Annotated in this window: 23 protein-coding genes; 13 read left to right on the forward strand and 10 right to left on the reverse strand. The window is 71.3% G+C overall.

The genetic code is table 11. The features are described 5' to 3' along the window. Positions 1-92: 92 nt before the first annotated feature. Positions 93-1,331, forward strand: coding sequence for an NAD(P)/FAD-dependent oxidoreductase (locus tag C1N74_RS04680; protein ID WP_137750082.1), 1,239 nt, complete (start codon positions 93-95; stop codon positions 1,329-1,331). On the opposite strand, the gene C1N74_RS04685 is transcribed toward C1N74_RS04680, so the two are convergent. From C1N74_RS04685 to C1N74_RS04695, 3 genes are read right to left on the reverse strand one after another with little or no spacing between them, the layout of a single operon-like run. Next, positions 1,315-1,962, reverse strand: coding sequence for a hypothetical protein (locus C1N74_RS04685; RefSeq protein WP_023951930.1), 648 nt, complete (start codon positions 1,960-1,962; stop codon positions 1,315-1,317). The two genes, C1N74_RS04680 and C1N74_RS04685, sit on opposite strands and share 17 nt — an antisense overlap. Then, a complete protein-coding gene (locus C1N74_RS04690; RefSeq protein WP_137750083.1) occupies positions 1,959-2,816 on the reverse strand; it encodes an endonuclease/exonuclease/phosphatase family protein in 858 nt (285 codons plus the stop codon). Before C1N74_RS04690 ends, C1N74_RS04685 begins: the two co-directional genes overlap by 4 nt. After that, positions 2,813-3,610 (reverse strand): glycosyltransferase family 2 protein, encoded by a 798-nt coding sequence (locus C1N74_RS04695; RefSeq protein ID WP_137750084.1) that lies wholly within the window; start codon positions 3,608-3,610, stop codon positions 2,813-2,815. Before C1N74_RS04695 ends, C1N74_RS04690 begins: the two co-directional genes overlap by 4 nt. An 83-nt stretch (positions 3,611-3,693) precedes the next feature. On the opposite strand from C1N74_RS04695, the gene C1N74_RS16495 reads away from it, so the two are divergent. Continuing rightward, positions 3,694-5,478, forward strand: coding sequence for an NYN domain-containing protein (locus tag C1N74_RS16495; RefSeq protein WP_219994759.1), 1,785 nt, complete (start codon positions 3,694-3,696; stop codon positions 5,476-5,478). 18 nt (positions 5,479-5,496) lie between these two features. Here C1N74_RS16495 and C1N74_RS04705 read toward each other — a convergent pair whose 3' ends face one another. After that, a complete protein-coding gene (locus tag C1N74_RS04705) occupies positions 5,497-6,999 on the reverse strand; it encodes an MATE family efflux transporter (RefSeq protein WP_137750085.1) in 1,503 nt (500 codons plus the stop codon). Positions 7,000-7,432: 433 nt separating this feature from the next. Between C1N74_RS04705 and C1N74_RS04710 the strand changes: the two genes are divergently transcribed. Then, positions 7,433-7,771: a TraR/DksA family transcriptional regulator gene (locus tag C1N74_RS04710; RefSeq protein WP_258318005.1), complete on the forward strand. Its 339-nt coding sequence runs from the start codon at positions 7,433-7,435 to the stop codon at positions 7,769-7,771. A gap of 6 nt (positions 7,772-7,777) precedes the next feature. On the opposite strand, the gene C1N74_RS04715 is transcribed toward C1N74_RS04710, so the two are convergent. Both C1N74_RS04715 and C1N74_RS04720 read right to left on the reverse strand, forming a co-directional pair. Further along, positions 7,778-8,881: a HAMP domain-containing sensor histidine kinase gene (locus tag C1N74_RS04715; protein ID WP_306460407.1), complete on the reverse strand. Its 1,104-nt coding sequence runs from the start codon at positions 8,879-8,881 to the stop codon at positions 7,778-7,780. Then, positions 8,878-9,546: a response regulator transcription factor gene (locus tag C1N74_RS04720; RefSeq protein ID WP_023951913.1), complete on the reverse strand. Its 669-nt coding sequence runs from the start codon at positions 9,544-9,546 to the stop codon at positions 8,878-8,880. The genes C1N74_RS04715 and C1N74_RS04720 overlap by 4 nt, the downstream gene beginning before the upstream one ends. Positions 9,547-9,632: 86 nt before the next feature. Here C1N74_RS04720 and C1N74_RS04725 point away from each other — a divergent pair, with 86 nt between their 5' ends. The 3 genes from C1N74_RS04725 to C1N74_RS04735 all read left to right on the forward strand — a co-directional run bounded on the left by C1N74_RS04725 (position 9,633) and on the right by C1N74_RS04735 (position 13,060). Next, on the forward strand, positions 9,633-10,328 hold the full coding sequence (locus C1N74_RS04725; protein ID WP_114598566.1) for a M15 family metallopeptidase: 696 nt from the start codon (positions 9,633-9,635) through the stop codon (positions 10,326-10,328). A gap of 64 nt (positions 10,329-10,392) precedes the next feature. Beyond that, positions 10,393-11,682: a M18 family aminopeptidase gene (locus C1N74_RS04730; protein WP_258318006.1), complete on the forward strand. Its 1,290-nt coding sequence runs from the start codon at positions 10,393-10,395 to the stop codon at positions 11,680-11,682. A 100-nt stretch (positions 11,683-11,782) separates the two neighbouring features. Further along, positions 11,783-13,060, forward strand: a complete 1,278-nt coding sequence (locus C1N74_RS04735) for an MFS transporter (protein ID WP_137750087.1) — start codon at positions 11,783-11,785, stop codon at positions 13,058-13,060. On the opposite strand, the gene chrA is transcribed toward C1N74_RS04735, so the two are convergent. Beyond that, a complete protein-coding gene (gene chrA, locus C1N74_RS04740; protein WP_258318007.1) occupies positions 13,050-14,252 on the reverse strand; it encodes a chromate efflux transporter in 1,203 nt (400 codons plus the stop codon). The genes C1N74_RS04735 and chrA overlap by 11 nt on opposite strands. Before the next feature lie 175 nt (positions 14,253-14,427). On the opposite strand from chrA, the gene C1N74_RS04745 reads away from it, so the two are divergent. Then, positions 14,428-18,978: a lamin tail domain-containing protein gene (locus C1N74_RS04745; protein ID WP_137750089.1), complete on the forward strand. Its 4,551-nt coding sequence runs from the start codon at positions 14,428-14,430 to the stop codon at positions 18,976-18,978. Positions 18,979-18,993: 15 nt separating this feature from the next. On the opposite strand, the gene C1N74_RS04750 is transcribed toward C1N74_RS04745, so the two are convergent. After that, the gene (locus C1N74_RS04750; protein ID WP_103840998.1) at positions 18,994-19,923 is read right to left on the reverse strand and encodes a GTP-binding protein; all 930 of its coding nucleotides are present in this window, start codon (positions 19,921-19,923) and stop codon (positions 18,994-18,996) included. An 82-nt stretch (positions 19,924-20,005) separates the two neighbouring features. On the opposite strand from C1N74_RS04750, the gene ykgO reads away from it, so the two are divergent. Both ykgO and C1N74_RS04760 read left to right on the forward strand, forming a co-directional pair. Then, on the forward strand, positions 20,006-20,128 hold the full coding sequence (ykgO, locus tag C1N74_RS04755) for a type B 50S ribosomal protein L36 (protein WP_023951906.1): 123 nt from the start codon (positions 20,006-20,008) through the stop codon (positions 20,126-20,128). Positions 20,129-20,206: 78 nt separating this feature from the next. After that, a complete protein-coding gene (locus C1N74_RS04760) occupies positions 20,207-20,986 on the forward strand; it encodes an isocitrate lyase/phosphoenolpyruvate mutase family protein (protein ID WP_023951904.1) in 780 nt (259 codons plus the stop codon). 62 nt (positions 20,987-21,048) lie between these two features. Here the strand turns inward: C1N74_RS04760 and C1N74_RS04765 are convergent, their stop codons facing one another. Beyond that, positions 21,049-21,906, reverse strand: a complete 858-nt coding sequence (locus C1N74_RS04765) for an SDR family oxidoreductase (protein ID WP_114598572.1) — start codon at positions 21,904-21,906, stop codon at positions 21,049-21,051. Positions 21,907-22,002: 96 nt separating this feature from the next. On the opposite strand from C1N74_RS04765, the gene C1N74_RS04770 reads away from it, so the two are divergent. The 4 genes from C1N74_RS04770 to C1N74_RS04785 all read left to right on the forward strand — a co-directional run bounded on the left by C1N74_RS04770 (position 22,003) and on the right by C1N74_RS04785 (position 25,525). Further along, positions 22,003-22,371 (forward strand): helix-turn-helix domain-containing protein, encoded by a 369-nt coding sequence (locus tag C1N74_RS04770; protein ID WP_023951900.1) that lies wholly within the window; start codon positions 22,003-22,005, stop codon positions 22,369-22,371. Between the two features lie 90 nt (positions 22,372-22,461). Continuing rightward, entirely contained in the window at positions 22,462-23,046 is a 585-nt protein-coding gene (locus C1N74_RS04775; RefSeq protein ID WP_023951899.1) for a PadR family transcriptional regulator, read from the forward strand. 5 nt (positions 23,047-23,051) lie between these two features. Beyond that, complete coding sequence (locus C1N74_RS04780) at positions 23,052-24,794, forward strand: ABC1 kinase family protein (RefSeq protein ID WP_375538051.1); 1,743 nt, start codon at positions 23,052-23,054, stop codon at positions 24,792-24,794. A 20-nt stretch (positions 24,795-24,814) separates the two neighbouring features. Further along, positions 24,815-25,525: a CoA pyrophosphatase gene (locus C1N74_RS04785; protein ID WP_137750090.1), complete on the forward strand. Its 711-nt coding sequence runs from the start codon at positions 24,815-24,817 to the stop codon at positions 25,523-25,525. Between the two features lie 17 nt (positions 25,526-25,542). Here C1N74_RS04785 and C1N74_RS04790 read toward each other — a convergent pair whose 3' ends face one another. After that, the gene (locus C1N74_RS04790; protein ID WP_137750091.1) at positions 25,543-26,850 is read right to left on the reverse strand and encodes an SLC13 family permease; all 1,308 of its coding nucleotides are present in this window, start codon (positions 26,848-26,850) and stop codon (positions 25,543-25,545) included. Positions 26,851-26,905 lie beyond the last annotated feature (55 nt).

Raw genomic sequence — 26,905 nt, forward strand, 5'->3', positions numbered from 1 at the left:
CGTTCTCGGCGGCATCCGCACCACGCCTAGACCCCGCCGTCGCGCGACGCAAGCACCCTCGCCGTTCCGGGCGCGACACCTAGCGTGGTCGCATGGCGACGGCAGACGCAGCATCTGATCCTCGAGCGACACGACGGCACCCCGTGCATCACCGGGTCGTGGTGGTGGGCGGCGGCAACGGCGGCGTCTCGGCCGCAGCCCGACTGCAACGGCAGGGTGTCGATGACATCGCGCTGATCGAGCCGAAGGACACCCACGAGTACCAGCCGCTGTTCTCGCACGTCGCCGGCGGCACCGCGCGCATCAGCGAGACGGTTCGGCCGCAGGGCAGTGTCATCCCCGACGGTGTCCGATGGATCCAGGATGCCGTGACCTCGGTCGATCCGCACCGGTCGACGGTGCGTCTGGCCTCGGGCGGAGAGGTCGGCTACGACCATCTCGTGCTGAGCCCCGGGATGCAGAAGGACTGGGCGAGCGTCCCGGGTCTGGCCGAATCGATCGGCACGGGCGACGTGACCACCCACTACGAGGGCGATCTCGCGGCCCGCACCTCGTTGCGCCTGCGCGACCTCCGGCGAGGCACCGTCGTCTTCACGCAGCCCGCGGGTCCCGCCTCGTGCGCGGGCGCCTCGCAGAAGCCGATGTACCAGGCGTGCGACTACTGGCAGCGCACGGGTGTGCTCGACGACATCCGGGTCGTCCTCGTCGTGCCGGAGACCACCGTGTTCGGCATCCCGGCCTTCGATCGCGAGATCCAGCGGGCGATCGACCGTTACGGCATCGAGCTGCGCACCGAGAGCGCGTTGATCGAGCTGGATGCCGCGGCGTCCGAGGTCGTGATCGCCTCGCCCTCCGGCATCGAACGCATCCGGTTCGATCTCGTCAACGTCGTGCCGCCGCAGTCGGCTCCCGACTGGATCCGGGAGTCCGGGCTGGCAGCAGCCGGCGACGCCGACGGGTTCGTCGACGTCGACCCCGAGACGCTGCGCCACACTCGCTTCGGCAACGTGTGGGCCATCGGCGACGCCGCCGGGACGACGAACTCGAAGAGCGGGGGAGCGCTTCGCAAGCAGACCATGGTGCTCGCGAAGAACCTCGCGGCCGTCGCCGGAGGAGGCGAGCCCCGCGCGCGGTACGACGGCTACGGCGTGTGCCCGATGACGGTGTCGCGGTCGAGTGTCGTGTGGGCCGAGTTCGGTCCGTCCGGCGAGCTCATGCCGACGATCCCGTTCTTCCGGCGGATGTATCGCGAGAGCGCGCTGTCGTGGTTCTTCGACCGGCGCGTGCTGCCGTGGGTGTACTGGAACTTCATCCTCACCGGGAGGGTGTGACGCCGGCGGCATCCTCGCGGTCGACGTCGCCGCCCGTGCCGCGCGGACGCTCGGCCGTCAGCCGCACGCGCGCCACGAGGATGCCGGCGATCAGCGCACCGACCCCGCCCACGGCCATGTCGCCGATCGTGTCGTCGTAGGTCACGAGGATGGAGTCGACGAAGGCCTTCCCGACCCACTCCACGATCTCCCAGAGCGCCGCGAAGGCGAGACCGAACGCCGTCGTGACGATGAGGCCGGTACGCCGCCGGAAGCCCGCAGCGCCGGGGAGCGGCACGATCCCGACGCGAGCCGCCGCGATGTAGGCGAGGGCCGCGAGCACGCCCGTGCACACGAGGTGCACCGGGATGTCCCACGACGGGACGCTGCGGTACAGATCGACGACGTTGCTCCACGCAGCGATGAGCACCGTGACGCCGCACGCGATGTCGAACGAGGGGCGGACCCCGACGAAACGCGGTGCGACGAGCGCGGGAAGCGCGAAGGCGAGGATGCCGGCATCCGTGAGCTCGAACCACAGTGCGGCGACGACGATGCTGAGCAGCCCGCAGAGCCGCACCGCGTCCGCGACCACGGCGCTCATCGTTCGAGGCGGGCGGAGGAAGTTCTCGATCATGACGGGGCGGCTCATGAGGCATCCTCTCCCAACCGGAGGAGCACATGCACGCCGAGGTGGTCGGACGGCGCCGCGCCGTCGATCGTCCGGGTGTCGATCGCGGCGCGGGTGACGCGGGTGCCCCGGTCGACGGCGATCCAGTCGATCGGCCCCTTGCGGACGCGCGGCGGGTGGTAGCCGCCGTAGGTGTCCCAGAGCGCAGTCGTGCGCATCTCGGCGGCGTGGCACGCGTCGACCAGGTCTCCGCTGAGGAGCGCCGCCACCGGCGCCGAGCCGGGCCCGGCGTTCAGATCGCCCATGACGACGACCGGACCCGGCGTCTTTGCGGCGAGGTCGTGCAGCAGCCAGGCCGAGCGCAGGCGCGATCGCGCCGAGAAGACGTCGAGGTGCGTGTTGAACACGGTCAGCACGCTGCCCGTGACGCGATCGAGGAACGAAGCCCGGACGACGACTCGGGGCACCGGATTGCCCCATGATGCCGATCCGGCGACGGCGGGCGTCTCCGACAGTGCGAGCTGAGCGTGGCCGGTCAGTTCGAGACGCTCGGTGTCGAAGAAGATCGGGCATCCCTCGCCGCGGCCGTCGGCGTTCCGGCCATGACCGACGAAGCGGTAGGACGTGCCGAGCGAGGCGCGCACGAGGTCGGCCTGGTCGGGCATCGCCTCCTGCGTGCCGAGGATCGCGGGCGGGTCGGCGTGCAGCACGGTGGCCAGTCGCCGACCGCGCACCGTCCAGCGGTCATTCGGCGGCCACGTCGGACCGTCGATGCGTCGGCGGATGTTCCAGGTCGCGACGTGAAGGTCGTGCGGATGCATCTCGCCGGGGTCGAAGAGGCGGGCGACGGTGCTCCCGCGCGATGCGCGCGTCATCGTCGAGCCTCCGCGGCGCGGGTCATGCGGCGGCGTCTGGTGCGCCGCAGTCGGCGGGCGACGCGGCGGTGCGGCAGCTCGTCGGGCCAGTGCGCGACGACGGTGTGGAAGCCGCGGGCGACCCGGGTACGGAAGGCGCGCCCGTCGTCGAAGGGCCGCATCGAGATCCCCATGTCGGCGCGTCGCGAGTACGCGATGCGGTGCCGTCCGCCCAGGTGGAACGCCAGGTCGAAGTCGTCGTGCACCTCGGCGTCGCCGCGGTGCACCTCTGTACTGACGCTCCGCCACGCGGTGCGCCGGAAGGCGAGATTGGAGCCGAACAGCGGCAGGTGGCCGAGCGCGGCGAACCCCAGCAGCGCGTAGAGACCGAGGTAGGTCGCCGCGAGGGGGCGGCGCAGCATCCGCGGTCCGTCGATGAAACGGGCGCCTCCCGTGAGCACGGCGACATCAGGGCGGCGGGCGAAGTCGCGGCAGAGGCCGGCGATCCAGCTGGGCGACGGCAGCGAGTCGGCGTCCAGGCGCAGCACGAGATCGCCGAGCGCGTGGTCGTAGCCCGTCGCCGCGGCGGCGGGGATGCCGGCGGCGGCGCATTCGACGACGCGGGCACCGGCGGCGCGGGCGACGTCGGCGGAATCATCGCGCGAGCCGTTGTCGACGACGACGATCTCGTCGGGTGGGTCGGACTGCTCGGCGAGAGCGCGCAGACACCGCCGCAGCATCACGGCGTCGTCCTTCACCGGGATCACGACCGAGACGGTCGGACGGTGCAGCGGGGGCCGGGCTTCGCGTGTCATCAGACCTCACGCTACGGCTGCCGGGGGAGCGCCGGCAGCGGCTTGACAGTGCTGCGCCGCCTCGTCAATGACATGCTGGGGGTATGCCTCAGCAGAGCGACCTCCTCGCCGTCCTCGTCGATGCCGACAACGTCTCGCCATCGCGGATCGGCGGTGTGCTCGCCGAGATCGCGACCTACGGCACCGCCTCGGTCAAGCGCGTCTACGGCGACTGGACCAAGTCGCAGTTGCGCGGGTGGAAGGATGCCGCGAGCGAGCACGTCATCCAGCCGATGCAGCAGTTCGACAACACGACCGGCAAGAATGCGACCGACAGCGCGCTGATCATCGATGCGATGGACCTGCTGTACACGCGCCGGTTCCAGGGGTTCTGCATCGTCTCGAGCGACAGCGACTTCACGCGTCTGGCCTCGCGCATCCGCGAGGAAGGGGTCACCGTCTACGGCTTCGGTGAGCGGAAGACTCCCGAGGCCTTCCGCAACGCGTGCGATCAGTTCACCTACCTCGAGGTGCTCGGTGTCGTCGACGAGCCGGATGCCGCACGCTCGACCACCGCGGAGCGCTGGACGTCTGCGGCGTTGCGCGGCGACGCGCGCCTCGTGGCCCTGCTGCGCAGCGCCGCCGAGACCGCCTCCGCCGACGACGGCTGGTCCGATCTCGGCACGGTGGGTCAGCTCATGCGCAAGCAGCAGCCCGACTTCGACCCCCGCAACTGGGGCTACGCGAAGCTGTCGGATCTCGTGCGAGCGGTGGGGCTGTTCACGATCGAGTCGAAGCCGGGCGGGATGTCGCTGCGCCCGAAGACCGCGGGGGGCTCGAAGGGCTCGGACGACACCGCTGCCGACGCGTCCGCGAAGGGGCGAGGCGATGCCGAACCGGGACGCTCGAGGCGCAAGCCGTCGCGTGCCAAGAGCGCAGGCGCGGAGTCCGAGTCGTTCGCGCAGGCGACACCGACCGCGCCGGAGGCGCCGACCGGGCCGGAGGACGGTGCGGACTCCCGCGTCGAGACCTCGCGGGCGACCGCTCCGTCGGAGAGCGCGAGCGGGTCGACATCCCGCGGCCGTCGTCCGATGATCGAGCAGCTGACGCTGGGCGCAGCTCTGGATGCCGCGCTCGACGCGGTCTCGTCGGCCGCGCGGGGCAACGCCGCGTCGTCGTCGTCGGAGGATTCCGATGCTGTAGGCGCCGGCGGGGGAGCGGTCGACCCCGCGCCGATGCCTGCCGCGACGGAGCGCACGACACCCGACGAGGCGACCGGCTCGGTGGATGCCGCCCCGGCCGAGGACGAGGCGGTGTCCGACGGCGGAGCGGCGAAGAGGCGGACAGCCGCGAAGAAGACCACCGCGAAGGCTGATGCGAAGACCCCCGCGAAGGCTCCCGCGGCGAAGACCCGGGCCCCCCGGACGACGACCTCTCGCGCCGCGGCGAAGCCTGCGGCCGAAGACGCCGATCCGACGGAGCCGAGCGTCCGCGCGGAATCCGTGTCCGGCCCGGACGACGGTGCCGCTCCGACGACGGTCGAGACGGAGACCGAGGCCGAGACGCCCGCGCGACCGAAGCGCGCGTCGCGCAGCCGAGCAACCGCATCGAAGACCGCCTCGGACGATGCCGACTCCGAGGCTCCTGTCCGGCCGAAGCGCGCGTCGCGCAACCAAAAGGCCGCGGCTGAGCCCGCGAACGAGCCGACGGTCGACCCTGCTGTCGAGCCCGTCGCGGAGCCCGCGACGAAGACGACTGGTCGGACTGCCGCCGAGCCCGCCGTCGAGGCGCCGGCCGAGGCCGTTTCGGCTCCGGCTTCAGCTGCGGCATCCGCGCCCGCCAAGCGGGCTCCCCGCCGGGCATCCCGGCCCGGCTCGTCGGCGAGCTGATCGCGGGGCGGCGCCCGGTCAGCCGCGTCCGCGGCGCAACGCCGAGACGAGCGCACGACGTCGGCGCCGCGCGACCGGAACGACGGGCACCGGCTGCGTGACCACCGCGTCGACGACCATCGATCCGCTCGCGGGGCCCACGACCGGTACCGGCGTCGTCGCTGCGGTGATGTGATCCGCGCGGGCGACGGGCATGCCCGCGAGTTCGCGCCGGGCCCGCAGGTAAGCGGGGATCAGGATGACGGTTGCGCCGAGCCACGCGAGCGGATTGCTCCAGGCCACTCCCGCGAACCCGAGCAGCGCGCCGAGCACGACGGCGGCTCCGGCGCGCATGAACAGCTCGACGATCCCGGTGATGGTCGGCACGAGGGTGTGCCCGAGCCCCTGCAGGGCCCCGCGAAGGACGAACAGGACGCCGAGGGCGCTGTAGGTCGCCCCGTTGATGATCAGCATGAGCGCGGCGAGGGAGACGACCTCATCCGAGCCGTCGCCGACGAACAGGCGCACGAGCGAGGCCCCCGAGGTGATCAGCACCACGCCGAGGGCGACGGCGCCGATCACTGCCATCCATGTCGCCTGCGCGACGCCTTGGCGGATGCGGTCGGGACGGCCGCCGCCGTAGTTCTGCGCGACGAACATCGAGACGGCGAGTCCGAGCGACTGCAGCAGAGCGACCGCGATGCCGTCGACGCGGGAGGCGGTCGTGTAGGCGGCGACGGCGTCGGCACCGAGCTCGTTGAGACGGACCTGCACCGCGAGCGTGCCGATCGCGATGATCGACGCCTGGAATCCCATCGGCAGCCCGAGTCGCAGGTGCAGGGCGAGATCGGTACGCGTGATGCGCCAGTCGGAGCGCCGCATGCGCAGAACGGGGATGCGCCGGCGGATGTAATCGAGGCACAGCACCACCGAGAGCGCCTGCGACACCACCGTCGCGAGGGCGGCCCCGCCGACCCCCCACCCGAGCGGTCCGACCATCAGCACCACGAGCACGACGTTGAAGACGCACGCGACCGTCAGGAAGATCAGCGGGGTGCGTGAGTCGCCGATCGCGCGGATGATGGCGGCGAGATAGTTGAAGAACATCGTCGCCCCGGCACCCAGGAAGCTGACGACCGCGAACGTCGTCGCGTCGTCGAGCAGTTCCGGGGGCGTCTGCAGCAGCTGAAGCAGCGGGCGCGAGAGGAACGGCGCCACGACGGTGAGCGCGACGCTCGTGATGGCGGTCAGCGTGGCACCGGCCGCGACCGAGCGGCGCACTGCGGCGTGGTCGCCGGCGCCGAAGGCCTGCGCCGTGGGGATCGCGAACCCCGAGGTCAGTCCCCACGCGAAGCCGATGAGGAGGAAGAGCATCGAGCCGGTGGCGCCGACCGCAGCGAGTGCGTCGACGCCGAGCCAGCGGCCCACCACGACCGCGTCGACGATGTGGTACATCTGCTGCACCACGTTGCCGATCAGAAGGGGCACCGAGAACGCGAGGATGACGCGCCAGGGGCTGCCGGTGGTGAGGTTGCGGGACATCGCGGTGGCCTTCGAGAAGATGCGGGCACGACAACGGCGGCGCCGGAGCGCCGCCGTCGGTCAGTCTATCGAATCGATTCGAGATGTGCCACGGGCTATCCCGCATGCGCACGCGCGGAGTCAGCGGGCCGAGCCCTTCCGCGGTTTGAGGAACGCGCCGTCCTCCTGCTTCTCGCGTCTGGCGGCGCGTTTTTCCTTGAGTGACAATTGCGGCGCCTTTTTGTCGCCGCGTGAGCGTGGTGTTTTGGTCGACATAAGAACTCGCTTCCCCTTGTGGCTGGCGTGTGACTCCCGACCATAGCCCGGAAAATAAAGAAGTCAAATCGACCGTCGAGGGCGATTTGCAGTGACTTGCTTTTTTGTGCGCACTGGCTATGGTGGGTGGTCAATGCCCCGTCATCTCGCCCCTGCGGGCTCGAGATCGGGGCTTTTCGTGCACCACAAAAAGCAGAACGGAAGAAAAATGGAAAAGACGGCCGAAGCGGCGTCGAGCGACGTCCGGACGCGCCTGGAAGCGCTCCTCGCGGAACGCCGCGAGCTGCTGGCGGATATCGAGCCGCGTGCCGTTCCCTCGGTCGACCCGGTGGCCTATCAGGCCGCCGCATCGCACCGCGCGACGATCACGCTGATCAGCGAGGCGCTGGGCCGCGTCCGTGCGGGCTCGTACGGTCAGTGCGTCGGATGCGGTCGTGCGATCGCGCCCGCACGCCTGGAAGCGGTTCCCTACGCTCCCGCGTGCATCGAGTGCCAGAGCCGGGCCGAGACGGCCTGAGGCCGCTCACGCGCTCGGCAGCGCGACCCGGACGAGCAGGCCGCCGCCTTCGCGCGCCGTGATGCGCAGATCGCCGCGGTGGCTGCGGACGATGGTCGCGACGATGGTCAAGCCGAGACCGACGCCGCGGTCGGATGCCGGGCGGGTGCGGTCGCCCGCCCGGACGAACGGCTCCGTGAGCGTCGAGACGCGAGCGGCATCCAGGTGGGGCCCGGTGTTCGCTATCTCGAGCAGCGCCCACCCGTCCGGCGCCGTGCGCGTCCGCACCGCGACCTCGCCGCCGTCGGAGAGGTTGTGGACCATCGCGTTGGTGACGAGGTTCGATACGAGCTGCCCGAGCAGGGCCGCATTGCCGTGGGCGACCGCCGGCCCCGGCTCCACCCGGATGGTCGGCGACGGCCGGTGCGTCGCCGGGGCGCCGGGGGTTCGCGCGTCCGCGGCGACGCGTTCCGTCACGGCGGCGAGGTCGACCGGCTCGAAGGCCAGGCCGGTGCGGCCGGCGCGTGCCAGGTCGAGCAGTGCCTCCGTCGTCGCGATCGCCCGCTCGTTCGTCTCGGCGATCCTGCTCAGGACGAGGTCGACGTCGCGCTCCTCCGGATCGGCTCGCGCGACCTCGACGATCGTCCGGATGACGGCGTGCGGGGTGCGCAGCTCGTGCGACGCGTTCGCCGCGAACCGCGATTCCTCGGCGACCGCTCTCTCGATCCGGTCGAGCATGTCGTCGAAGGCATCGGCGAGGTCGGTGAGCTCGTTCCGTCGTCCGCGCAGCGCGATCCGGCGGTGAAGCGTTCCCGCATCGGCCAGGCCGACGACCTCGGTGATCCGCCCGAGCGGGGCGAGCATCCACCCCGAGAGGAACCATCCGCCGACGAGGCCGACGACGACGAGCGCCGCGAGGGCCCACCAGGCGTACTTCACGAAGACGTCGGTGAGGTCACCGCGACCCGGTGCCCACCCGCCCGTCGACTGACTGAACAGGTCGCCGCTCGGCACGAACCGCAGGGCCAGCAAGCCGACGCCGAAGAGCACCGCGCCGGCGACGACGAGGAACCCGGCGTAGCTGAGGGTGAGCGAGACCCGTAAGGAGAGTCCTCGGCGACGGACGATCACGGCGCGGGGTCCGACATCCGGTATCCGACGCCGGGAACGGTCTCGATGACCCAGGGCTCGCCGAGCCGTTTGCGCAGCGTCGAGATCGTGATGCGGACCGCGTTCGTGAACGGGTCGGCGTTCTCGTCCCACGCCCGTTCGAGCAGCGTCTCGGCACTGATGACGCCGCCGGCGGCGCCGACGAGAACCTCGAGCACGGCGAACTGCTTCCGCGTCAGCGCGACGTATCTTCCGTCGCGGTAGACCTCGCGCCGAAAGGGATCGAGTCGCACGCCGCCGAACTCGCGGACCGGGGGAGCGGAGCTGGGCGAACGTCGAGCCAGCGCGCGCAGCCGCAGCACGAGCTCGCGCATCGCGAACGGCTTGGTCAGGTAGTCGTCGGCGCCGGATTCGAAGCCCGACGCCTTGTCGTCCAGCCGGTCGGCCGCCGTCAGCATGAGGATGCGGGGAGCCAGGGGGCGCTGCGAGAGGAGGCGGGCGATCTCGTCGCCGTTCGGGCCGGGGATGTCACGGTCGAGCACGACGACGTCGTACCCGGTGATGGCCAGCTGCTCGAGTGCGATGTCGCCGTCGGCGGCGAGGTCGGCGGAGATGGCCTCGAGGCGCAGCCCGTCGCGGATCGCCTCGGCGAGGAAGAGCTCGTCCTCGACGATCAGCACACGCATGGCCTCAGGATAGGCGGGCGCAGGTATCGCGGGCGTATGAGGAATCGGCGACACCGGTGCAACATCCGCTCTCGTCCACTGGGAGCATGAGCACTTCCTCCGCCCCGGTTCCGACCCGCCCGCTCGCGCTGCCGACGACCGAGCCCGGACGGCGGGTGACATTCGTGCCGCCGCGCCCGCGAGCGCGGACATCCCGTCGTGTCCGCCGTCGCCGTCTCGCGCTCGGCGCGGTCGCGGTCGCGGGTGCGGTCGCCCTCGCCGCGTCCGCCATCGGTGCGCTCGCCGGTGCGTCGGGCGTGCAGCTGCCCCCGATGCCGCCGGTGTTCCCGGGCCCGGCGTTCTCGCCGTCGGCGGACGACGGGTTCATCGAGGATGGCGTGCAGGTGAGCCTGTGGGACGACGACCTTCCGGCGATCTCGCGACTCGACCCGGAGCTGCTCGCGGCGATGCGCGCCGCCGAGGCGCGTGCCGCGGACGAGGGCATCCGCCTCGGTGTGACGAGCGGATGGCGCAGCGCGGCGTATCAGCAGTGGCTCCTCGACGACCGCATCGCGTCGGTGGGGGAGGAAACCGCGCGCGCCTACGTCGCCACCCCCGAGCAGTCGCGCCACGTCAGCGGGGACGCCATCGACATCGGGCCGGTCGACGCGCAGTACTGGCTCATCTCGTACGGCTCGGAGTTCGGCATCTGTCAGACCTACGGCAACGAGCCCTGGCATTTCGAACTGGCCACCGCGCCGGGCGCGGAGTGCCCGCCGATGCGCACCGATGCCAACGGCTGAGCCGCGGGTGCGACGGCGGGTGCGCCTACGATCGACGGAGGCCCCCAACGATCCAGGAGTCACCGTGTCCGCCGTCACCGCCGCCGCCCGCTCCCACGCCGCCGACCTCGCCGACTTCGTCGCGTCGTCGCCGTCGAGTTTCCACGCCGCCGCCGAGGTGGCCCGTCGCCTCGTCGCCGCGGGGTTCACCGCGCTGGCCGAGGACGAGCCCTGGCCCGATCAGCCGGGCGGGCGCTATCTCGTGGTGCGCGACGGCGCCGTGCTCGCGTGGATCGTGCCGGAAGCGGCGACGGCGGTGACGCCCGTCCGGGTGTTCGGAGCGCACAGCGACTCGCCGGCGTTCAAACTCAAGCCCCGCCCCACCACCGGGCGTCTCGGCTGGCTGCAGGCCGGTGTCGAGGTCTACGGCGGGCCGCTGCTCAACTCGTGGCTCGATCGCGAACTGCGCCTGGCCGGGCGCCTCGTGCTCGACGACGGCACCTCGGTGCTCACCGCGACGGGGCCGCTGCTCCGCCTTCCCCAGCTCGCGATCCACCTCGACCGCGAGGCGAACGATCATCTCGCGCTCGACAAGCAGACGCAGACCCAGCCGGTCTGGGGACTAGGGTCCGCCGAGTCCGCCGACCTGCTGGGGGAGCTCGCCCGAGATGCGGGCGTGGACGCCGCCCGCATCCGCGGCTACGACGTCGTGACCGCCGATGCCGCCCGAGGCTCGGTGTTCGGCGCGGGCGACGTCTTCTTCGCCTCCGGCCGGCTCGACGACCTCGCCTCCGTCCATGCCGGAGTCGTCGCCCTGGAGCGAGCCGCCGAAGGCTTCGACGCCGGGCACATCGCGATGCTCGCCGTCTTCGACCACGAAGAGGTCGGTTCGGCCACCCGCTCGGGTGCTGCCGGTCCCTTCCTCGCCGACGTCATCGAGCGCATCCAGCTCGGCCTCGGGGCCGATCGCGAAGAGGGGATGCGCGCGATGGCGGCATCCTGGTGCGTCTCGAGCGACGTCGGCCACTCGGTGCACCCGAACTACGCCCACAAGCACGACCCCGTCGTCCTGCCGGTGCTGGGATCGGGGCCGATCCTGAAGATCAACGCCAACCAGCGGTACGCGACCGACGGCGTCGGCGCGGCCGCATGGAACGGCTGGTGCGAGGCGGCGGGCGTCGCCAGCCAGGAGTTCGTGTCGAACAACAGCGTGCCCTGCGGGTCGACCATCGGGCCGATCACCGCCACGCGGCTCGGCATCCGCACCGTCGACGTCGGAATCCCGATCCTTTCGATGCACTCGGCGCGCGAGCTCGCGGGGGTCTCCGACCTGAATGACCTCTCACTCGTCGCCGAGGAGCTGTTCCGCCGGTAGAATCGAGGGGTCCGCGGCGCCGGCCCGGATGAAGCGATGCAACTACCTGCTGACGGAGCAAGGCGGCACGTGAGAACGAGCTGACTGCTCGGAGGCATGTATGACGTCGAATGATCGTTCCCTGATCCATCACACGGGCTGGGCGCTCTTCCCGATCGCCTTCATCGCCCGGCTTCCTTTCGCGATGATGGTCGTGGGCGTCCTCACCCTCGTCGTCTCCGCGACCGGCTCGGTCGGGCTCGGCGGGCTCACCTCGGCCGCCGTCGGCATCGGCGTCGTCATCGCCGGTCCGGTCATCGGCGACGCCGTCGACCGGTTCGGGCAGCGGCGGGTGCTCGTTCCGCTCGGGATCCTCAACGGCATCCTGCTCGGGATCTTCCCCGTCGTCGTCACGGCCGGATCACCCGACCCGCTCATCCTGACCGCCGCGGCGGCCATCGGACTGAGCGCTCCGCAGGCCGCGGCCATGTCGCGCAGTCGGCTGATGGGCATCATCCGGGCGCGACTCGACGCCGAGCATCGACCGCGGACGCTCTCGCGCGTGATGTCGTACGAATCGGCGGCCGACGAGACGGCCTTCGTCATCGGTCCGTTCCTCGTCGGCATCCTCGCGGCCGTCATCGCCCCCTGGGCCCCGATCGCGATCGCCGCAGCCCTCAGTCTCGTCTTCGTCACCGCTTTCGCCCTTCACCCCAGCGGGCAGATCGCGGCGACGGCCCTCGATCCGGGCGAGAGCGAGGAGCGGGCGCCGATCTCGCAGGTGCTGCGCGGACGCATCCTCGTGCTGGTCGCGGCCACGTTCGGCGTGGGGCTCTTCTTCGGCTCGACACTGACCTCGCTCACCGCCTTCGCGCAGACCGCGGGCGACGACGTCGAGGCAGGACTCCTGTACGGGCTGATGGGGATCGGCTCGGCGGCCCTCGCTCTCGCGGTCGTGCTCCTGCCCTCGCGGTTCGCGCTGCGCCGCCGCTGGCTCGTCTTCGCAGCCGTCCTCGCGGTCTCGGCCGGCGGTTACGCCGCCTCGGACTCGCTCGGGGCGGTCATCGTGATGCTGCTGCTGATGGGGCTCGGGGTCGGGCCGACCCTCGTGACGCTGTTCAGCATCGCGGGGCACCGCAGCCCCGTCGGCCGGTCGGCGACGACGATGACGCTCCTCGGATCGGCGCTGACGCTGGCGCAGGCGCTCGCGTCGGCCGTGACGGGCGCCATCGCCGAGGCCGGCGAGGTGCGGCTCGCCATGCTGCTGCCGACGATCGCGGCGGTGCTCGTGCTCGCGTTCGGTGTCGTCAACCTCGCCATCGAGCGGCGCGAACGCGCGGTTGATGGTGCCGGTACGCCGCGCGGAGTCCGCTCCGCACCGTCGCTCGTCAGCCGCTGATCATCGCTCCGGCGGCCGCACCGACGCCGGCTCCCAGCGCCACGACCACCCAGGCGGGGCAGCGCCAGAGCGTCAGCAGCCCGAAGCAGACCAGAGCGAGTGCGAACTGGTCGACCCGGGTGATCGACGTCGTGAAGACCGGGTCGTAAAGGGCGGCGCCGAGGATGCCGACGACCGCGGCGCTCGCTCCCCGGACCACGCCACGCGCCCACGACCGGCGCCGCAGGGCAGCCCAGACGGGCAGCGTTCCGAGGAGCAGCAGGAAGCCGGGCAGGAAGATGGCGACGAGCGCGATCGTGGCCCCGGCCACGCCTCCCGGGCCGACGCTCGCGAGCGCTCCGAGATAGGCGGCGAAGGCGAAAAGCGGTCCCGGCAGCGCCTGCGCGGCGCCGTAGCCGGCGAGGAACGTCTCGGCGTCGACCCAGCCTGGCCCGACGACGGCGCTCTCGAGGAGGGGGAGGACGACGTGGCCGCCGCCGAAGACGAGCGCGCCGGAGCGCAGGAAAGCGTCGAACAACGCGATCGAGCCGTCTCCCGTGATCCGGGCGGCGATCGGGCTCACGACGAGGAGCGCGACCAGGATCACGAGCGCAGCGATCCCGACGCGGGTGCCCGCGCTCGGAAGCGCGTCGTCCCCGCCGGCGTCATCCGAGTCGGAGGACCTCTCGCTGAGCCACAGAACCCCCGCGAGTGCGCCGAGGGCGATCGCCCCGAGCTGCGCGACGGGCCCGCCCACCAGCGCGACCCCGACGGCCGCCGCGATCGCTATCGTCCCGCGGGGCCGGTCGGGCGCGAGGCTGCGCGCCATGCCCCAGACGGCGTGCGCGACGACGGCGACCGCGACCACCTTGAGCCCGTCGATGACTCCGGTCGCGACGGGGCCGGTCACGGCCCCGATGCCGCTCGCCGCCCAGACCATGAGCGCGGCGGAGGGCAGCGTGAATGCGGCGAAGGCCGCGACGGCGCCCGAGAGTCCCGCGCGGCTCAGGCCGATCGCGAACCCCACCTGGCTCGACGCGGGTCCGGGCAGGAACTGGCACAGGGCCACGATTTCGCCGTAGCTCCGATCGCCGATCCAGCGCCGCCGGGTCACGAACTCGTCGCGGAAGTACCCGAGGTGCGCGATCGGGCCGCCGAAGGACGTCAGCCCGAGGCGGAGGAACACCGCGAACACGGCGGCGAAATTCGACACGCGTCCAGCGCACCACCGATCCGTGAACATGCGGTGAACGCCACGCGCGATTAGCACACCGAGATGACGCAGCGCGTCACCGCGCGGACACCTCGCGGGACGGGAGCGTTCACTCCGTGCTCGCGCACGGCCCCTACCGTCGGCGGCATCCCTCTTGCACCGAAGGTGGCTTGTCATGCCCGCTGAGCGCCCACGCGCCCGTTTTCTCACCATCGCGACGACGGCGACGCTCGCCGCGGGAGCCCTCTCGCTCGCGCTCGCAGCGCCCGCGCTCGCGGCTCCCACCGCTCTCGTGCCGACAGTGGCCGACGCGGCATCCGGCTCGCTCGTCGTGACCGAGATCGCCCCCGACAACGTCGGCGTCGACGACTACGAGTTCTTCGAGGTCCACAATCGCGGTGCCGCCGACGTCGACCTGGCGGCTGCGGGCGTCTCGTTCGCGTACACGTATGTCGACGGTGCCGACCGCTCCCGCGACGTTCCGCTCGCCGTGGCCGACCCGGTCGTGATCCCCGCCGGGGGGACCGTCGTGTTCTGGCTCAGCTACACCGCGGGGAGCGTCGACTCCTTCGCCCGCTCGATCGACGAGTTCCGCGCGCACTGGGGCGCCGATGCCGGCACCCCCGTCGTGCGCGTGACGGGGCAGGCCGGAATGGCCAACGGCGCGCCGCGCGGCATCCGCATCCTGCAGAACGACGGGATCGTGGGCTGGTCGACCTACGGCCGCACGGCGGCCGCCGCCGGACAGTCGGCGCACTTCCGTCTGCCCGCTGAGCGCGTCGACGGCGGCACGGACATCCTCGCCGAGCCGGCTGCGGCGACGCCCGGCGTCGTCGCACCCGAAGCCATCACCCCGCCCGCGGGAGAGGAGCCGGGAGGACAGCCGGGGTTCGACCCGAAGCCCGACCCGAGCGTCGTCACCGCACCGCTGCAGATCACCGAGCTGCTGCCCGACTCGGCCAACGTCGCGGGCTCCGACGCCTTCGAGTTCATCGAGGTCTACAACGCCTCGAGTGATCCGATCGACTTCTCCGACTACACGATCGATTACCTCTACCCCGTCGAGGGCTCGTCGAGCGTCTGGCCGGCCGTTCCCGGTGACGTCGTGATCCCGGCCGGCGAGACGCTTGTGCTGTGGATCAAGAACGGCGCCAACGACGCCCTGACCGCCGCCGACTTCAACGACCACTTCGGCTCGCGGCTCGTCGCGGGGGAGAGCCTCGTCGAGATCTCTTCGGCCGGGATGGCGAACGGCTCGCCTCGGGGCGTCGCGATCGAGACCAACAGCGGCCGACACGTCAGCACCGCGCTGTACAACCTCGACGGCGCCGATGACACCGTCGCCGACCAGGGGATCCGTTACACCGTCGGAGCGGATGTCGCGACGCAGCGGATCGTCGACCTCGCCCCGGCGTCGCCGGGTGCCGTGCAGCCAGACCAGGTTCCCGGCGGGCTCATGATCGTGGCGCCCGACACGCAGGCGCCGACGATCGTCGACGGCACCGCCGCCGAGATCCAGCCGGGCACCGACTTCGCGATCACCGCGACCGTGACCGATGACGTCCTGGCGCGGACCGTGACGCTGCAGCTCGCCAACGACGTCGATCCCGCTCCGGCGCGCATCAACCTCCTCGACGCGGGCGACGGAACGGTGACGTTCGTGGTCAACGCCGCCGACCTCATCGGCAAGAGCTGGTACGAATACACGATCACCGCGAGCGACGGCACGAACACCACGTCGACGCAGACTCGTCGCGTTCCTGTGGCCGGGGTCGACACCAACCCGGTCCGACTCAATCTCGAGGACGGGCGGTTCGTCTCGGGAACGACGGAGATCGTCGCCGGGGGCGACGCGTACCCGAGCCCGATCGAGCTGACGATCGACGGCGCGGCCGTGGAGACCACCCCCACCCTCGAGGACGAGCCGCGTTTCGTCTTCGACACGACGAACGTCAATTACTACTTCAAGAACGGCGTGCGCATCGGTGACGATGTCCTCAACATCTTCGAGATCGGCACGCAGGGATGGGAGACGATCGTCACGCCCGTGCCGCTCGAGTACGTCGTCCGCGGTGACGAGCTCGTCGTGAGCGTGTGGGCGGGTACGAAGAAGGCGCCCGAGATCGACCTCGCCGAGAACAACGACGACTTCGAGATCCGCGCCCTGCGCCTGGTGCTCCCCGACGGCCGGACGCTCACGCCCCTCGGCTACGACGATCCTGCCGCAGTCCTGCGGATGGGCGACAGCGTCACCGAGGCGGGAGCCGCCACCGGGAAGCTCGACTACTACGAGGCGCGCTTCGCGCTGCCCGACGATGCGTTCGCCGCGCTCTCGGCTTCCTGGGACACCACCGCCGGCGCCGACGGTGCCGCCGTGGTGGCGGCCACCGACGGCGAGACGACCGTCTCGCGGACGGTGACGGTCGACAACACCGCTCCCGTCGTCACCTCGCAGATCGTCGACGGCACCGCCTATCAGGGACCGATCGTCATCGATGCCGAGATCGTCGACGCGGGATCGGGCGTCGCGAGCACCGTCGCCCGGCTCGACGGCGCTGAGATCGCCCTGCCTCACGAGACCTCGTCTGTCGACCTGGCCGCGGGGGAGCACCGCGTCGAGATCACCGCGACCGATCAGGCCGGCAACACCGACACGTGGACGGCGACCTTCACGACGTACGACGAGCAGCCGAGTGCCGGGGCTCTCGCGCCCGCCGAAGGGGCCGAGGTGCCCGCGGGCGACGTGACGCTGCAGGCGAAGGTCGAGGATCCGACGGGCGACGTCCTCGACGTGAGCTTCCTCGAGGGACGCCGGCTCGATCTGTCCGACGGCGACGTCAGCGCGCAGTCCGGCACCGTGCAGGACGCACGAGCCGTCGACCGCGCCGAGGCGGAACAGCTGACGACCGACGAGCTGCGCACTCTCGCGGCCGTCGACGGCCTCTCGGAGGAGATCACGAGCGACCGGGCGTTCCCGTACCAGTCGTTCGACGTCGCGGTGACCGACGCCGACGCCGGTTCCGACGTCCGCTCGACCTGGTCGGGTCACGCCGACGCGGGAGCGACCGTCATCCTCTACGTCCAGCGAGCCGACGGGTCGGGGTGGGACGAGGTCGACCGCCACGTGAGCGCGGCCGACGACGAGTCGTTCTCGCTCGATGCCGTCGTCTCTGTCGACGACTACGCGTTCGCCGCCTCGGACGGCGCGGGACGGGTGGTGCGGATGCTCGTGCAGCACTCCGAAGGCTTCGCGGGCGCGGACCGCTCGGACCGGACGACTCCGGTCGCGCCGCACAACGCCGCCGATGTTCCGCGCAGCGAGTACGACTTCACCCTGGCGTGGGAGTCGGACACGCAGTACTACAACGAGAACACCCTCCCGGGCGAGCCGTACCGGCACCAGCAGGCGATCCACTCGTACCTGCTGGAACGGCGCGACGAGCTGAACTTGCAGTACCTCTTCCACACCGGCGACATCATCGACGATTACGACGTGATGGAGCAGTGGGAGCGGGCCGATCCCGAGTACCGCCGCCTCGACGAGGCGGCCTTGCCCTACGGCGTCCTGGCCGGCAACCACGATGTGGGACACCACCTCGAGGACTACTCGAACTACGGTGCGTACTTCGGCGAGGATCGCTACGCCGGCAACCCCTGGTACGGCGGCAGCTTCGAGGACAACCGCGGTCACTACGACCTCATCTCGGCGGGCGGCATCGACTTCCTGATGCTGTACACCGGATGGCTCCCCGGCGATCAGTCGATCGCGTGGATGAACGAGGTGCTCGCGCAGTACCCCGATCGCGTCGCGATCATCGCGCAGCACGAGTTCATCCTCACCACCGGCGGGCTCGGCGCGATCCCGCAGCGGGTCATGGACGAGGTCGTCGCGACCAACCCGAACGTCCGCATGGTCTTCTCCGGGCACTACCACGACGCATTCCTGCGCGAGGACGCGTTCGACGACGACGGCGACGGCATCTCGGACCGCACCGTGTACTCGATGCTGTTCGACTACCAGGGCCTCCCGGAGGGCGGTCTCGGCTTCCTCCGCCTCCTGCACTTCGACAACGAGGGGCGGCAGATGCTCGTGCGCACCTACTCGCCGTCACTCGACGTCTACAACTCCGACGAGCCGAGCCTCCTCGGCCCGGCGGGAGCAGGCGACTACTCGCAGCAGGAGTTCGCGCTCACGTACGATCAGCTGCGCATCGAGCCGGGCACGCGCATCCTCGGCACCGACGCCTTCTCGGCGGAGGTCCTCGGCGGCACGGAGATCGCGACGTTCTCGGATGTCGCGAGCGGCTCGATCCTCTCGGCCGCCTGGCCGCTCGCGGAGGAGGGCGAGCGCGGATGGTACGTCCGCACGAGCGATCCCTTCGGCGCCGTCGACGACTCGCGCGTGTCGCTGTTCACCGTGACCGCCGCCGTCGAGCCCGAGAACCCCGGCGAGGGGTCGGGCGGGGGCTCGGACCCCGGCGCCGGAGGCGGAGCAGGCGGCGGCACCGGTGGGGGTGCGGGCGGTGCTCCGTCCGGCGGCGCCGGCGCGACCGGCCCCGAGGCGGCGGGCGCAGCGGCCGGGGCCGGCGCGCGGCGCGATCTCGCTGCGACGGGCGGCGAGGCCTCGATGACCGCGACGGTGACCGGGATCGCTCTCGCGCTCCTCGCGGGCGGCGCGCTTCTCACGGCGATCCGCCGGCGCGCGCACCGCCGCGGACGGATCTGAACCGCACCCAGCGGCTCAGTCGGCGGTCGGGTCTTCGGACCCGACCGCCACGTTCCATTCGGGCAGGGGGTCGGACAGCCGTCGCCAGGCCGTCGGACCCGCCGACAGCTCCGCGTCGTCGAGCACGGCGGCATCCAGGACGTGCCGCACGGCGACGGTGTTGAGGTCGATGCCGGTCAGAGCGATGTCCTGGCCGACGTCGTCGAGTCCGTGGCCGGCCTCGATGGGGTCGATCCACATGGCCGAGCCGGCCTGCTCCCACCGCGCGGGAACATTCGGCCGCGTCGCGAGACGGCAGACCCCGACCGATCGCAGGACCAGTCCGCACGAGCCGGAATCGAGCAGATCGAGAGCCAGCACGAGCCGGCCGGGGTGGAACGGGCGCAACTGCTCGTAGCGCATCGTCGCAACGCGCCGATCGGTGAGGAACGGATCGTGCTCGCCGTTGAGGGCACGCGTCCATCCGGCGCGATCGCCCGCGTCGCGCAGTGGAAGGGTGGTGCCGAAGCCCAGTGCGGAGAGGTCGTCGACGACGCCGCGGCTGAGTCGGATGCGGGCGGTCGGTGCCAGGTGCGACGCGAGTGCCATGAGGATCGACAGGTCGGCCGTCGGCATCCGCTCCCAGTTGACGATCACGACGGCGCTCGCCGCCTCGATCAGCTGCGCCGCCAGCCGCGCGCGTGCTCCGACGTCTGCTCGCCCGTCTCCGTGCGGGACGGCCCGACGCAGCGGTGCCTCGTCGCGCAGGTCGTCGATCGCATGGCGGGCATCCAGCACGCAGAGCGAGGGCATGCCGTGGACGGTGGCGTGGACGTGGACCGGGTCGGCGTCGCTGGCGAGGTCGACGACGCGGAGGGCGCGGTGGCGACCGGCGATGACGCACAGACGGGCGTAACGACGGCGTTCGGCGCTGCAGACGCCGGTGACGGCGAGATGAGTGGTCACGGTGTTCTCTCCGGCTCGAGTTGTGGCGATCGGTCCTCCACCGTACCTTGTTGTTGATAAGAGTTCTCAATAGGAGGTCGTCGTGAAGGTTCGCGCATCCATCAAGTCGCTGAAGAATCAGCCCGGCGCGCAGGTCGTGCGTCGCCGTGGCCGCGTGTACGTCATCAACAAGCTCAACCCGCGGTTCAAAGGGCGCCAGGGCTGAGGCGCGGCCCGATGACACGTGTCGTCGAATCGCGCAACATGTGCCCCGTGTGCGCCGCGCGCGGTTAGCGTGATCGGCATGAGCACCCCCGCTGAGCGAGCCCAGACCCTGTCCGCACTCCATGCTGCGCCCGAGATCCTCCGGGTGGTGAACGTGTGGGACGTGGTGTCGGCCGAAGCCATCCTGGCTCTGCCCGAGACACGCGCGATCGCCACCGCCGGTCACTCGATCGCCGCGTCGTTCGGGTACGAGGACGGGACCGACATCCCGCTCGAGATCGTGCTGGACATGGTGGGCCGCATCGTCTCGGTAGCGGGCGACGTCCCGGTGTCGGCCGACCTCGACGCCGGCTTCGGCGACCCCGGTGAGACGACGCGCCGGGCCATCGGCGTGGGCATCGTGGGAGCCAACGTCGAAGACCGCCTGCAGCCTCTCGCGGACTCGGTCCGCGCGGTCGAGGCCATCGTCCGGGCGGGGGAGGCCGAAGGGGTCCCGTTCGCCCTCAACGCCCGCACCGACGCCTTCGTGCGCGCGGGCGACCGTTCGACCGAGGAATCGATCGCCGACGCCATCGAGCGCGGTCGCGCGTATCTCGACGCCGGCGCCGATCTGGTCTTCGTCCCGGGGATCCTCGACGCCGACATCACCCGGCGCCTCGTCGAGGGGCTCGGAGAGCGCAAGCTCAGCGTCATCGGGCTGCCCGGCGCGCTCACCGCGAAGGAGTACGAGGATCTCGGCGTCGCCCGCATCTCGTACGGTCCGACGACCCAGCGGGTCGCTCTCACGGCGCTGCAGGATGTGGCCCAGCAGCTCTACGCCAACGGTGTCATCCCGCCCTCGACGCGCCCTCTGAACTGAGCGGAGCAGATGCCGACGCGCCCCGGCCCCCGGAGGGGCGGAGTGCGTCGGCATCTTGCGGGTCAGGCGAGTGCGGCGCGAAGCCCGTCCGCGAACGACGTCGTCGGTCGTCCGATGAGGCGCGAGAGGGTGTGGTCGTCCACATCGAGAACGCCTTCGCGGATGCCGGTGTCGATCCCCGCGACGAACTGGGCGGTCCCGGCGTCGAGACCGGCGCTCTCGAGGGCCGCGATGTGATCCTCCGTCGACACGCGCGCGTAGGCGACATCGCGACCGAGCACCTCGGATACCGCGGCCGCGATGGCGTCGTACCCGATGCGGGTGTCGCCCGCGAACTCGTACACCTCGCCGAGGTGACCGTCCTCGATGAGCACGACGGCGGCGCCCTCGGCGAAGTCGGCGCGCGAGGCCGGTGCGATCAGCCCGTCGCCGACGGATGCCGCGATGACACCGCTCTCGGCGGCGCGCTGGACGTCGGGCACGTAGTTCTCGATGTACCAGTTGTTGCGCACCACGACAGCCGGAATGCCGCTCGCCGCGATCGCCTCCTCGGTCGCCTTGTGCTCGGCGCCCAAGGGCCACTCGAAGGTCGTCGCCTTCGGGGCGCTGGTGTAGACGAGCTTCGACACCCCTGCCGCCGCTGCCGCGTCGATGACGTTCTTGTGGCCCGCGAGCCGCTTGCCCGGCTCCGACGCCGAGATCAGCAGCACGCTGTCGACGCCCGCGAGCGCGTCGCGCAGCGAGGCGGGGTCGTCGTAGTCGACGCGGGCGGTGGCGACACCGCGGTCGGCGAGGTCGGCGAGCTTGGCGAGGTCGCGAGCCCCGGCGACGACGGTGTCGGGGGAGACGCCGCGGGCGAGCAGCGCGTCGACGACGAGGTGGCCGAGCTGTCCGCTCGCTCCGGTGATGAGGATGGTCATCGGTGGTCCTTTCGGTCGGGTGTTGCCGGTGACAACCGCCGCCGGGCATCCTTGCATTCCGTCAGATGGGTACCCACTTTTCGGTAAGCTACCTACATGGCAGTGAGTTTCGCGCAGATCCGGGCGTCCTCCGATCAGGTCTTCACCGAGAACTGCCCGACGCGGGTCGTGCTCGACCATGTCATGAGCAAATGGGGCGTGCTCGTGCTGCTCGCACTGACCGACGGCACCGCCCGATGGGGTGAGCTCCGGCGCTCCGTGGCGGGCATCAGCGAGAAGATGCTCGCGTCCACACTGCGTACGCTCGAGGCCGACGGCATCGTGAGCCGCACCGCGTACCCCGAGGTGCCGCCTCGCGTGGAGTACGCGCTGACCGAACGCGGTGTCGAGCTGATGGAGCGCATGATGCCGCTCATGGAGTGGATCGCCGCGAACGCGGACGACATCGTCGGTCGCCCCGCGTGAAGGCTGAGTGTTCCGTGCGAGCCCTGTCGCCGGGGGCGATAACGATATATCGTCAGGTATCGCTAACGTATCGACGACCGGGAGGTCAGCATGAGCGGAACATTCCCCACCGGCGGTTTCGGCGGCCGTGACAACATCTTCGGGGGACGAGGCGGGTTCAACGTCTCCGATCTCGGGAACAACGTGTTCGAGGCATTCGACCAGTTGAAGTCGACCTTCGAGCAGAAGGTGAACACCCGGGTCGGACGCGGCGACGTCCGTGCCGCCGTGCTCGCCCTCCTCGCCGAGCAGCCCATGCACGGCTACCAGATCATCCACGAGATCGAAGAGCGCAGCGGCGGGTCGTGGAAGCCCAGCGCGGGATCGGTGTACCCCACCCTCCAGCTGCTCGCCGACGAGGGCCTCGTCAGCGCCCAGGAGTCCAACGGACGCAAGACCTACTCGCTCACCGAGGCCGGCCGCGAGGCGGCGGGCGAGGCGGGCGAGAAGTCCGCTCCGTGGGAGTCCACGAGCCGCGACCACAGCCGCGTGACCGCGCTGCCCAAGGCGGGCGTCGAGCTCGCCCAGGCCGCCGCCCAGGTCGGCCGCAGCGGTTCGCCCGAGCAGGTCCAGCAGGCCGTGGAGATCCTCGACGACGCGCGCCGCAAGCTGTACGCCCTGCTCGCGCAGGCCTGACGCGGGTGGCCTCGGCCGAACCGCATCGCGTCGCATCGCCCGGCACCCCCGCGGTGCCGGGTGATGCCCGCGCGCGTGCGCGTTATCGCCGCATCCTGCGCTTCGCCGCGCGGGCGCTCGTGCAGACGTGGTGGTTCGAGATCGTCCTGCCGCGCTTCGGTCTCGAGCGGCTCTCCGAACGGGGGCGAACGGCCCGTCTGCGCCGCCTCGCGCGCCGCTTCCACGCGCTCGCCGTCGAGCTCGGCGGGCTGATGATCAAGGTCGGGCAGTTCATGTCATCCCGGCTCGACGTCCTGCCACCGGAGATCACGACCGAACTGGCCGGCCTGCAGGACGAGGTGCCCCCGGTTCCCTTCGACCAGATCCGCGCGGCGGCGGAAGCAGAGCTGGGGATGCCGCTGCGCGACGCCTACGCGTCGTTCGACGAGCAGCCGGTCGCCGCGGCCTCCCTCGGTCAGGCCCATCGCGCCCGGCTCGCCGCCGAGCAGGCCGCCGACGCCGGCTTCACCGACGTCGTCGTGAAGGTCCAGCGACCCGGCATCCAGACCATCGTCGACGTCGACCTCGCCGCGCTCCGCCGTATCGCGCGCTGGCTGCGCCGCATCCGCATCGTCTCGCGGCGAGCGGACATGCCGGCTCTCGTCGAGGAGTTCGCCGTCACGAGCCTCGAGGAGATCGACTATCGGCACGAGGCGGCCAACGCCGAGCGCTTCCGCGAGAAGTTCGCCGGCAACCCCCGAGTCGCCGTCCCCGAGATCGCGTGGGAGCGGTCGACCGCGCGGGTCCTGACGCTCGCCGACGTCACCGCGATCAAGGTCACCGACGTCGATGGTCTTCGCCGCGCGGGCATCGACCCTCACGAGGTGGCGAGCGTGTTCGCCTCCGTGATGTTCGACCAGTTCTTCGGTTTCGGCTTCTTCCACGCCGACCCTCACCCGGGCAACGTCTTCGTCACGCCGGTGCCGTCCGATCGGCGCCGCGAGGGCGAGCCGGACTGGGTGCTGACGTTCATCGACTTCGGGATGATGGGCGAGATCTCACCCTCGGCGCGCGACGCGCTGCGCACGGTTCTCGTCGCTGCCGCGGCCCGCGACGGCCGCGGACTCGTCGCCGGGATGTCGCAGGTCGGCGCGCTGCTGCCCTCCGCCGACGTCCGCGAGCTCGAGCGCGCGATGACCCAGCTGTTCGCGCGCTTCGGAGGCATGGGATTCGCCGAGCTGAAGCAGGTCGACCCGCGGGAGTTCCGCGACTTCGCGGGGGAGTTCGGCGAGCTCGCCCGTGCGCTGCCGTTCCAGCTGCCCGAGAACTTCCTGCTCGTCATCCGGGCGGCCTCGCTCACGTCGGGCGTGTGCACCTCGATCGATCCCGCGTTCAACCTCTGGGACGCGGTGGAGCCCTACGCGGCTCGGCTGCTCCGCGAGGAACGCGGCGATCTCATGCGCGACACCGCGCGACGCGCGATGGCGTTCGCCGATATCACGATGCGCCTCCCGCAGCGGCTCGACGGCCTCATCACGCATCTCGAAGACGGCAACCTCGGCTTCGACAGCGGGCGGCTCGAACGGCGGATGTCGCGCCTGGAACGGCTCGGACGGCGCGCCGTCTCGGGAATCCTCTTCGCCGGTCTGCTCGTGGCGGGAGTCCTGATGCGTCCCGACGACGAGACGGCGGGCACGGTGCTCATGGGGCTCTCGGCACTGCCGCTGCTGCACGTCCTGCTCGGCGGCGTGTTCGGCCGCCGCGACTGAGGGCTGGGTAGCCTGGAGGAATGCCCCTCGAGACGCCGGGAACGGGCGCGCGCGAACAGCTCGCCGCGCTCGCCGCGCGTGCCGGACGGGCCGGGTTCGGTGCGGGCCGGCTGACGGGGACCCCGGCCGCGCCCGGCGCACGCGCCGCCGCCGTGCTCGTGCTCTTCGGCATGCTCGATGACCATCCGAGCGATCATGCGCCCGATGCCGCTGTCTCGCGCGATCTCGATGTCCTGCTCCTCGCCCGCGCGGCGACGCTCCGATCGCATCCCGGGCAGGTGGCTCTGCCGGGCGGCCGGGTGGACCCCGGTGACGCCGACACGGTTGCGGCGGCGCTGCGGGAGGCGCGCGAGGAGACCGGCATCGACACCGGCGGGGTCGAGGTGCTCGGCGCCCTTCCGCCGGTTCCGCTGGAGTACTCCCACCACCTCGTGACGCCCGTCCTGGCCTGGTGGCGTCGTCCATCACCCGTGCGCGTGGTGGATGTGGCGGAATCCGCGGCCGTGTTCCGCGCCCCGGTCGCTGATCTGCTCGCGCCGGCGAACCGCGGCGTCACGGTCCTGCGCCGAGACGGCGCCGAATGGCGGGGACCGGGCTTCGTCGTCCGCCACGATGCCGGAGAGTTCCTCGTGTGGGGCTTCACCGCGATGCTCCTGGACGGCCTGTTCACCGAGCTCGGCTGGACCGAGGACTGGGACACCGGCAGGGAGCTGGTCCTGCCGCCGTCCTGACCACGGCCGCCCCGCGCTCAGAACCGCCAGATGAGTGGGACGTAGAACACCGCCGCGAGGAGGAACAGGACGGTGAGCGGCAGCCCGAGCCGCCAGTAGTCGCCGAACCGGTACCCGCCCGGCGCCATCACCATGAGGTTGACGGGAGTGGCGACCGGGGTGAGGAACGACGACGCCCCCGCGACCGTCAGTGCCATGAGGAACGGGAGCGCGCTGACATCGAGGGTGAGCGCGATCGAGGTCGCGACCGGCGCGACGATCAAGACGGTGGCGACGTTCGAGATGAACTGTCCGAGCACGACGACCACGACGCAGACCACGATGAGCGCCAGGTGCGGGTCGGCCTGGCCGACGACGGCGAGCAGGGCGTCGGCCACGACGTCGGCCGCGCCGGTCTCGAGGAACGCCACGGACAGGGGGATCATGCCCGCGATGAGGACGAGGGTCGTCCACGAGACGCCGTGATAGAGGTCGGGCAGCTTCACGACCCGCAGCACGATGAGGGAGCCGGCGGCGAGGAGGCCGGCGACCGCGGGCGGGATCGCGCCCGTGGCCAGCAGCGCGACCATCACGGCGGTGACGGCGAGCGTGCGCCGCGAGCCGCGGTGCAGGCGACTGCGCCGCTGCGTGCGCACAGCCCCCGTGCGCACGGCCTCGGGGACGAGCGAGAGAGTCTCGGCCTCGCGCTCCGTGTGATGTTCGGGGGCGGGGTCCGGTCCGTGATGCGGCAGCAGCCGCGGGCCGAGCAGCACGACGATCGCGATCGTGGCCGCGACGAGCGGGAGCCCGACGAGCGCGAACTCGAAGAAGCCGAACGGGCGGCCCGCCTCGGCCGCGAGCTCGGACACCACGACGTTGACGGGTGTTCCGGTCAGGGTGAGCAGCGACGCAGACGACGCGATGAAGGCCATCGGCAGCATGAGCTGCGACGGCGACAGGCCCGACCGCCGGGCGATCACGGCGGCGACGGGGATGAGCGCGGCGACGGCGCCGTTGATGCTGATCAGCGCGGTGAGGATCGCGACGATGCCGCCGACCCAGATCAGGATGCGGCCACGCCGCGTACCGGCGCGCGCGAGGATCACGGCACCGACCATCCGGGTGACGCCGCTCGTCTCGAGGGCCGTCGCGACGATGAACAGGCTCGCGATGAACAGCACCGTGGGATCGCCGAAACCGGCGAACGCCTGGGGGAGGGTGAGCACCCCCGTGGCCCACAGCGCGAGCGCGACACCCACGGCCACGACCTCGAGCGGCACCCGCGCCGACAGGAACGCGATGATCGCTGCGGCAAGGATTAGGAAGGTCGCGACGATCGGGTCCACCCTTTCACGCTACCCGCAGGGCCGAGCCGGTTCGGGTGGCCACGATCTCCTCCCG

This window comes from Microbacterium sp. SGAir0570 (genome assembly GCF_005491085.2).
GTDB lineage: Bacteria > Actinomycetota > Actinomycetes > Actinomycetales > Microbacteriaceae > Microbacterium > Microbacterium arborescens.